Genomic DNA, 7,566 nt, shown 5'->3' with positions numbered 1-7,566 from the left:
GGGGCGTGCGCACCGCCGCCGCAGCCCAGGTCAAGGCACAGACGGCCGCGGCCGGGGCCGAGGAGCCTCGCCAGGAGGCGGTCCGCGGCACGGGCGAACGGCAGTCCCACACCCCGGGTCGCATAAGCGTCGTACCAGTCAGCGAAATCGTCGTAACGCTGTCGCATCTGACAACCCGAGCAGAGATCGCCACGCCCCGCCACATAATTGACGGGCGACCAGGTCGGATCCGATGACGCCGGACCAGCGACCGGCCACCACCACCGACCCGGCAGCTCCCATCAGGCGTCGAGGACGACGTCGGTGACCGGGGCCGTGACGCACGGGAGGATCTCCCCCTCGGCCAGGTCGCACGTGGGGTCCGAGAGGTAGTGGACCGTCCCGGACACCAGCGTGGACCGGCAGGTGCCGCACACCCCGCTCCAGCACATCGAGTCGAGCTGGACACCGGCCGAGTCGGCGAGCAGGAGAATCGTGTCCTCCGCCGGATCCCAGCGCAGTTCCCGGCCCGAGCGGGTGAACGTCACCCGCAGGTCCGACAGCCGGGACAGCAGGTCCACGGGATGGCCGGGTTCGCTGCCGCGGCCGAGGAGACCCGGGCCGTGGGACTCGCCGAGGAACGCCCGGCGGTCCGCCGGGAGGGCGTCGAGGCCCACCGGGGTGAAGCCGTGGCGGTGGAACCATCCGGCTGCTGCCCGGGGCAGCAGGACGACCTGGTCGAAGCCGGCCGCCGCGGCCCGGGTGAGGGCGCAGGCCAGCAGCAGTCGACCGAATCCGCGTCGCCGCCAGTCACGCGCCACCCAGAGGTCGTGCAGCTCCGCCGTCCCCGCCGTCCCCGCTGCTCCCGCTGCTTCCGGGGTCAGCGGTCGCAGGCCCACGGTCGCCACCACCACGTCGTCCACCGTCAGGACGTGGAACTCCGCCGTGTCGGCGACGTCACCGGGGCCGCGCCGGACGGGAATCCGTCCGACGGCGGAAGGTGCGGCAGCGGACGGTTCGACGGCCTGGGGGTCGGAGATCGAGTGGACGTCCGCCAGGTCCTCCGGGCGGGCCGGCCGGAAAACCACGCGCAGCGGGGTGTCCCGGGCCGAGCCGACCACGAACCGGACGGGGACGGCGACGTCCGCCCGGGGCCGGAAACCGGCGTGGGGGTGCGTGATGCTCACGTGGTCTCCCGCTGGGGTGCGCAGACGGCCTTGTCGAGGACGGTTCCGTCGACGACAGCCGTTTCAAGGGCGACGGTTTCGAAGGCGACGGTTTCGAGGGCGTGGACCACCCAGCGACGGTCCGCGGCCGCCTCCGAGGTCCGGGTCTGCGGCATGAGCTGCCACAGCCGCCACAGCAGGCCCGCACCGACGACCAGAGCGACGCCCCCGCTGGCGGTGACGAGCCACGGAAGTGGCAGGAACCCCGCGCCGGCGGCCACCAGCAGGCCGGCCAGGGGCATCGAGGCCAGGTTCAACAGCACGACCACGCCGACGACCCGGCCGAACTCCGCCTCCGGGACCAGGCGGGCCCGCACCACGCGGATGAACACCGTGAAGACGCTTTCGGCCGTCAGGAAGGCGACGGCCAGCACCACGAACCAGCCGAACCCCGGTGCGACACCCAGCGCCGTGCACGCGGCGAGGGAGAGCAGGGCCGAACAGACGCCGACCGCGACCAGCCCCATCCGGTTGATCACCCGGCTGGTCACCGCGAGTACGGCCATCGAGGCGAGGCCGCCGAGCAGGTAGACGATTCCGAGGGCGCTGCCGCTGCGCCCGTGGGAGGTCTGGACGAGCGCGGGGCCGCTGGCCAGCAGCAGGCCGAGGGCCAGGTTCACCGTGAAGGCGACGGCCACGACGAGCCGCAGCACCGGCGAGCCGAAGACCCGCCGGACACCGGCGGCGAGATCGGACCGCAGGTCGGCGAGACGCAGCGTCGTCGCGGGGGCGGCCGCGTCGCCGCCGACACCCGAGGCCCCATCCGCCGGGGGGTGGTCGGTGCGCGGGAGGGTGCGGGCCAGCAGCAGGCTGACGGTGAACAGGGTGGCGATCACCGTGACGGTCGCGGCCGGGCCGGCCGGCAGGAGCGCCGCGCCCACCGCCGGCCCGGCCAGCAGCATGGCCTGGTCGATCCCGCCGAGCAGCGACTGCGCCCGCTGCATCCGCGCCGGGACGACCAGCACCAGCATGGCTTTCTCGCCGGCGACGAACGACTGCTCGAACGACGCCCCGGCGATCAGGGCCAGCACGATCAGGCCGGTCCGTGACGCCGACGGGTCGACCGTGACGAGCAGCGCGACGAGCCAGGCCGCCGCGCACCGCACCCCGTCGCTGACGACGTAGACCCGCCGGAGCGAGAAACGGTCGACCAGCGGGCCGGCCAGGGGCAGGGAGGTCAGCCGGGGCAGCCACTCCACAAACAGGGCCACCCCGGACCAGGTCGCGCTTCCCGTCGCCTCGTAGACCAGCACGGGGACGGCGAACTGCAGCAGCTGGTTCGCCAGCGCCCCCACCGCGCGCAGCACGAAGTAGGTCCGCAGCGGCCCCCCGCGCCCCCCGTCGTCGTGGTCGCCCGGTGTCATGGTGCGCACGTCATCCGGCGGCGGCGACGGTCCGGGACGGCGATGACCCCGGCGTCGTCGCCGTCGCCGGTTCGGCTGTGGCCGCCGGTGCTGACCGCCCCGCCGGTACCAGTGGTTCCGTGACGATCCGGTAGCCGTCGATGATCCTGAGGATCGCGGCGCGGACGGTCGCCTCGTCCGGTCCCAGCAGTCGGAAGCTCCCGCCGACGTCCTCGTAGCCGCCCGTGCCGTCGAAGACCCGGCCCGGCACGGGGATGCGCTCCGCGACGATCTCGGGAACCCGGTGCCGCATCGACGTGACGCTGACCAGGCGGCTCGGCCAGGGCCGTGGCTCCGGGAAGATCAGCCACCCGCCGGACGGCGCCGCGAGGCCGGTCGCCGGCCCCTCCCCCCGGGGCCCCTCGCTCAGCGGCCCGCCGGCCGGCGGACGTCCGAGGGCCGGCAGAGGCCCGAGGGGTGGCAGGTCCAGCGCGGCGCGGAACGCCTCACCGACGAGATCGACGCCGAACAGGTCACGGTGCAGGAACGGAACCTCGGCGCCGCCGGAGCGCATACCCACCTCGAGGAAGACGAGTTCGCCCGCGGCCGGTTCGATCAGTTCGAGGTGGAACGTGCCGTCGGCCAGTTCCAGCGCGTCCAGGCAGCGGGCGGCGAAGGCGACCGCACGGTCACGTCGCCGTCCCGGGTCGAGCAGGACCGATCCCAGCGGCGCGCCCGCGACGAAGTCCAGGCAGGTGTGCACGTACTCGGACACGCTCACGAAACGGAGCCGTCCGCCGCGGCGGACCCCGTCGACGTGCAGGATCGGCCCGTCGACGTACTCCTCCGCCTCGAACCCGGCCGCCTCGAACCTCCCCGCCCCGGATCCGGCCGTCCCGGGGTCGGACGGGTTGGACGCTGGCGGGTCGACGGCCGACAGGGCGGCGTGCAGCCCGAGCCGGGAGCGCACCTTCACCACGCCCACCGACGCCGCCCCCGAACGTGGTTTGAGGATCAGCGGCAGGCCGAGCCGTTCCACGACGACGTCAACGTCCGTCGCCGAGGTGAGTTCGACGAACCGGGGGACGGCGAGTCCGGCGGCGGCGACCATCGCCTTCATCGTCGGCTTGTCCCGGAAACGGTGGACGAAGGCGGGCCGGGCGCCGGGGACGTCCAGGTGTTCGCGCAGGCGGGCGGCGGTGGTCAGGTCGTACTCCGACAGGCCGGCGACGCCGGCGAACGGGCCCCACCGGGCCGCCAGCTCCCCCGCCACCGGCAGGACGGTCTCGAACCGGGTGTCGGGCACGACGGCGATCTCCAGCGGCTCGTCGGCGTCCGCGGGACGTTTGAACCGGCTGCCGTCGACGGCCGGCAGACCGCCGGGGGTCGTGATGTGCACCAGCCGGCAGCCCGGCGGGGTGTAGCGCGCGTAGTCGCCGAACTCGTCACCGAACCGGTTGAGGACCAGGTGAACCGGGGTGCCCGGGCGGATCCGGCCGGAATCGGATCCAGGCCCGGCCCCGGCCCCTGGGCTGGGCCTAGTCAAAGCGCACCTGCTCGCCGAGATGGTGCCAGCGCTGCTCCGCCTCGGCGGCGGAGTCCGCGACGAAGAGCACGTGGCCGAGCCGGCACCGGAAGTCCTCCGGGGGCGCGATCGGCTCACCCGGCGCGACCGCGACCGCGACGTCCCACACGCCGGGCTCGCGCCCCACCGCGTCCAGGCCGCGGACCGACGAGTAGCTGGCCAGCCCGGGGGCGGTGAAGAACCGGATGCCCGCGTGCTTGGCCTGCGGGGCGCGCACGGCCACGTCGGCGTCGAGACCGGCGGCGAGGGCGACGGCGGCCCGCGGCAGCGAAACCCCCGTCACCGCCTCGACCAGGTCGACGATGTGGTCGCCGGGCAGCCGCGCGCCGAGCTCGATCAGTACCGGGTCCCCTCCGCCGGCGAGGCGCAGCTCGCAGTGGAACGGCCCGGTGGTGACGCCGAGAGCGGCGGTGACGGCGGCGACGTACCGGTCGATCTCCGCGCGGGCCGGGGGCGGGAGGTCGGCGGGCACGAGATGCCCGGTCTCGACGAAGAACGGCTCCGGTCCGAGCATCTTGCGGGTCACCGCCACGACGGTGCTCCGCCCGTCGGTGACGTAGCCTTCGGCGCTGACCTCCGGTCCGGCGATGTACTCCTCGACGAGGACCCGGCCGTCGAGTGCCCGGCCCAGGTCACGGCGCGGGTCGTCGACCATCCGACGGTGGGCGGCGCGCAGGTCGGCCAGGGTGTCCGCCCGGGTGACGTGCACACTGCCCGCGGAACGGGTCGGTTTGACCACGCACGGGAAGCCGACGTGGTCGGCGGCGGCGGCGAGTTCCGCCGCCGTCGCGGCCACCGCGTGGCGGGGCACGCGCAGACCCGCGGCGGCGACGGCGCCGCGCATGAGTTCCTTGTCGCGGCAGGCCTCGGCGGCCCGGACGGGCAGCGTCGGCCGGCCCAGGCGGGCGGCGAGCCGGGCGGCGGCGGGGACGTAGAACTCGAACCCGGGCAGCACCGCCGCCACCCACCGGCCGGCGACCGCGGTGAGGACGGCGTCGTCGAGCGCGCGGTCGTCGTTGGTGTCGACCCGCACGACGGTGCCGGCGCGCCGGACCGACGGTGACAGGGTCCGGTCCTCGGCGTCGAACGACGCGACCACGACCTCGAACCCCAGGTCCGTGGCCGCTTTCACGAGTGCCTCCCCCGCCGACATCGGCTCCACGACGACGACGGTCCCGGGGCCGTCCTGGCCCCGGCCCTGGCCCGCTGTCGCCGCGGGGGTGGCTGTCACCGGCGGCCGGTCGGTGAACGGTGCGCCGGACATGTCAGGAGCTCACGAGCTGGGCGGACGAGCGGTCCCGGTCCTGGTCCTGGCCCTGGTCTCGCGCCGTCGCGGCGTGGAGCTCACCGAAGTAGTCGCCGATGAGGGAGACGAAGGTGTCGAGATAGCTCTCGGCGGTGGCCGCGGTGCTCCAGGTCTCCACCGCCCGGCTGACCACCCGGAACATCAGGTCGTCGTGGTCGTGGGTCGTGTCGAACTCGATGTGGGTCTGCGACCCGCGGACGAGGTCCGCGCCGAACTCCTCGGCCGCCCTGGTGGTGATGATCTGGTTGTAGCGGTCGGAGTACCACTCCACGAACCAGTCCCACACCGTCGTCGGCGCCGGGCCCTCCTTGTCCGCCGCCAGCCGGAGGAAACCCATCAGCTTGTTGGTCGACGGAAAGACCGGTGTCCGGTCGAGCTGCTCGACGGGGAAACCGAACCGGACGAGGTCGCGGGTGAACATGTGTTCGTGGCCGAACTCCTCGGCGAGGTACTTCGCGAGGTTCGCGGCGAGCGAGTCGTCCTTCGAGCCGACGCGGAACAGCGCGTAGGTGTCGACCTCGTTGTTGAGGCGGATGCGCAGCACCGTCTCCACGATGTGACGGACGTAGTAGTCGCGCTCGATCCAGGTTCCTTCGTGTAGTTCACGCATCCGGGGCACCCGGTCGAACTCCCGCTCCATGTACTCGGCGGCGAGGTTCTCCAGACGCACACGACTCAACGTTGACATGAGTTCTCCCCAAGCATCGACAGACCGTGGTCTCCGACATTCCCGAGACGGCGGCCGGCGGCGGCCGTCCGTCTCCGTTACCTCCAGCGTTCCGGAGAACGGCGGGAGCGGTTCCCTCGCACCGACGCAGGTGACGCCTTCCGAAACCCGACGACCGTGCGGTGCGACCGAACATAACCAGGAGATCCATTCGATTCAAGATCGAGTTCTGTCGAAAACCGGTGGGCGTGTCGCGGCGACGTCCTTTTCGGCCGGCAATACACCGGGATCCGGCGCCGTCGGTCCACAACAGATGGACCGGTTTTCCTGTCGTGCCCGCCGGTGAACGCGGGTGCTGTCTTCAGCGCGACGCCGTACGTGCTTGCCGACCGCGCGCCGCGCGTCAACCGGCCGGCGGGCCGGCCTGCGGACACCGCCCTCGCCTCGCCGGCTGGTTGACGCGATCCCGCGCGGCTCGCACCACCGGCCGGACCCCACCTGGTCGTTTCTGACACCACAAAGACCCGGTGGCGTGACGGACGATCGCGGCGGCCGGTCGGCCTTCTCGGGGCGGACGCTCCCGACTTCGCTCGGTGATGGCCGGGTGCGGCGCGGCTGTCAGATAGTCGGTCGTGTACCTGCTCCCGCTCGGATCGGAGCCTCCGTGAAACGGCCCACCAATCCCGCTCTTCGCCGCGCCCCCGCGACACCGGTTGGCCGGCACGAAATCCGCGGCGGCACATCGGGCTGCTCCGGGTTGTTGGTCCCCACGTCGACGCGATCAGTGCTCGGCCGGGGAACGGACGTGTGACAACGAAAGGCAGAAAAATGGCTGTTTACAACACGGAGATTCAGTACGGCGGCCAGAACGCCGACTGGCGCAAGGACGCCGACCTGCAGATCGTCATCGGCAGCCGTTCCAGCGTGGTGCCGCAGTCCGGCCGGCCGGCCACCGGTACCCAGGTGAGCTGGTCAGGCCCGCAGGGCAACGGGAACATCACCTTCTTCGACGACGGCGCGCGTTTCCAGGGTGCCGCCGAGTTCCCCGGCGAGGGCCCGGTCGGCTACCGCGGAACCGCCGCCTCCTGAAACCCCTGACGCCTTCTCCGCCCGGTGGCCGCGAACGATCGGTGATCGCGAACGACCGAGCGGCCGGTGGGTGACGTCTGCGGCGGTCCGGCCTTCGTACCGGACCGCCGCAGACGGGGATGGCAGGCTGGGACCCGTGGCCGCCGTGGTTGTCGCCGGTGTGGTGAACGTCCAGCAGACGATCCCGGTCGAGGGTTTCCCGGTGCACTACAGCCCGGTGCGCTACGCCCACTCCCCGCTGCGCCTCGGCGTCGCAGGGGTCGGCGGGAACGTCGCGCGAGGCCTGGCGGCGCTGGGCGACGAGGTGCGCCTGGCGACGTTTCTCGCGGACGACGACGCCGGCCGCCTGGCCCGGGACACCCTGGCCCGCG

At 73.0% G+C, this 7,566-nt stretch carries 6 protein-coding genes and 1 pseudogene; 2 read left to right on the top strand and 5 right to left on the bottom strand.

Annotated features, from left to right (window positions below; translation table 11 throughout):
* Positions 1-281: 281 nt before the first annotated feature.
* From FMEAI12_RS04995 to FMEAI12_RS04975, 5 genes are read right to left on the bottom strand one after another with little or no spacing between them, the layout of a single operon-like run.
* Positions 282-1,166 carry a GNAT family N-acetyltransferase gene (locus tag FMEAI12_RS04995; protein WP_112105133.1) on the bottom strand — a complete coding sequence of 295 codons (885 nt, stop codon included), beginning with the start codon at positions 1,164-1,166 and terminating at the stop codon, positions 282-284.
* Positions 1,163-2,569, bottom strand: coding sequence for an MFS transporter (locus FMEAI12_RS04990; RefSeq protein WP_112105141.1), 1,407 nt, complete (start codon positions 2,567-2,569; stop codon positions 1,163-1,165). Before FMEAI12_RS04990 ends, FMEAI12_RS04995 begins: the two co-directional genes overlap by 4 nt.
* Positions 2,570-2,579: 10 nt before the next feature.
* Positions 2,580-4,094 carry an acetyl-CoA carboxylase biotin carboxylase subunit family protein gene (locus tag FMEAI12_RS04985; protein WP_112105132.1) on the bottom strand — a complete coding sequence of 505 codons (1,515 nt, stop codon included), beginning with the start codon at positions 4,092-4,094 and terminating at the stop codon, positions 2,580-2,582.
* Complete coding sequence (locus FMEAI12_RS04980) at positions 4,087-5,397, bottom strand: ATP-grasp domain-containing protein (RefSeq protein WP_112105131.1); 1,311 nt, start codon at positions 5,395-5,397, stop codon at positions 4,087-4,089. The genes FMEAI12_RS04985 and FMEAI12_RS04980 overlap by 8 nt, the downstream gene beginning before the upstream one ends.
* Before the next feature lies 1 nt (position 5,398).
* Positions 5,399-6,127 carry a hypothetical protein gene (locus tag FMEAI12_RS04975; protein ID WP_165938536.1) on the bottom strand — a complete coding sequence of 243 codons (729 nt, stop codon included), beginning with the start codon at positions 6,125-6,127 and terminating at the stop codon, positions 5,399-5,401.
* Positions 6,128-6,934: 807 nt separating this feature from the next.
* Here FMEAI12_RS04975 and FMEAI12_RS04970 point away from each other — a divergent pair.
* Together FMEAI12_RS04970 and FMEAI12_RS39710 are read left to right on the top strand one after the other, a co-directional pair.
* A complete protein-coding gene (locus FMEAI12_RS04970) occupies positions 6,935-7,195 on the top strand; it encodes a hypothetical protein (RefSeq protein ID WP_112105129.1) in 261 nt (86 codons plus the stop codon).
* A pseudogene (locus tag FMEAI12_RS39710) lies at positions 7,137-7,565 on the top strand (PfkB family carbohydrate kinase); the annotation flags it as partial. The gene FMEAI12_RS04970 and the pseudogene FMEAI12_RS39710, both read left to right, overlap by 59 nt.
* Between the last annotated feature and the right edge of the window lies 1 nt (position 7,566).

This window comes from Parafrankia sp. Ea1.12, from assembly GCF_900465275.1.
GTDB lineage: Bacteria > Actinomycetota > Actinomycetes > Frankiales > Frankiaceae > Parafrankia > Parafrankia soli.
Note: the sequence above shows the minus strand (reverse complement) of the source record. Positions and strands in the feature narration are given on the sequence as shown.